We start from the raw sequence: 571 nt of genomic DNA, 5'->3' as shown, positions 1-571 counted from the left end.
GATAGAATTTTACAGATTCAATGGGACATATTACCCGTCAATTCGTCAGCTTCAACCTTTATATTCAATTTGGACGCGAGAAATTTCCTATTTATTCGCCCTTTGTTGCTCAGAAAGGGTGAATTGGTTAAGTAATTGCTCTAAACGCTCAGAAAGTTCTTCTAAATCGACACTGATATCCCGTGTATGAGAGGCAGATTGAGACGTGTCGTTCGCGTGCAAAGTAATCACGTCGATTTTCGATTGAATGTGCTTGCTGACATCCGAGGTGGTTTGAGTTTGCAGTTGGATGTTTTCTGCGTGTTTCAGCACTTGATGCATCTCGTCTACAACATTGTGCATGGTTTCAGACAGCGCTTCGACATCCAGTGAACGTTGATGAGCAAATTGACAAACATGATCGACCGACGACAGAGACTCTTCGCTGCCTTGCTGAAATTGGTAAATGATGCTTTCAATGTTGCTGGTGGCTTCGGCGGTACGTGAGGCCAGATTTCTCACTTCATCGGCAACGACCGCAAAGCCACGACCTTGCTCTCCGGCGCGTGCCGCTTCGATTGCTGCGTTTAGA

1 protein-coding gene is annotated in these 571 nt (G+C 45.7%); it reads right to left on the bottom strand.

Annotated elements, in window-relative coordinates:
* Window positions 1–87: 87 nt before the first annotated feature.
* Window positions 88–571, bottom strand: a 484-nt coding sequence (locus R7Z50_RS29690) for a methyl-accepting chemotaxis protein (RefSeq protein ID WP_318150040.1), incomplete at its 5' end; no start/stop codon positions are given.

The sequence above is a fragment of the Vibrio sp. 1249-1 genome, assembly GCF_033340495.1.
The sequence above is the reverse complement of the archived record's forward strand: the minus strand, read 5'-3'. Positions and strand labels throughout refer to the sequence as shown.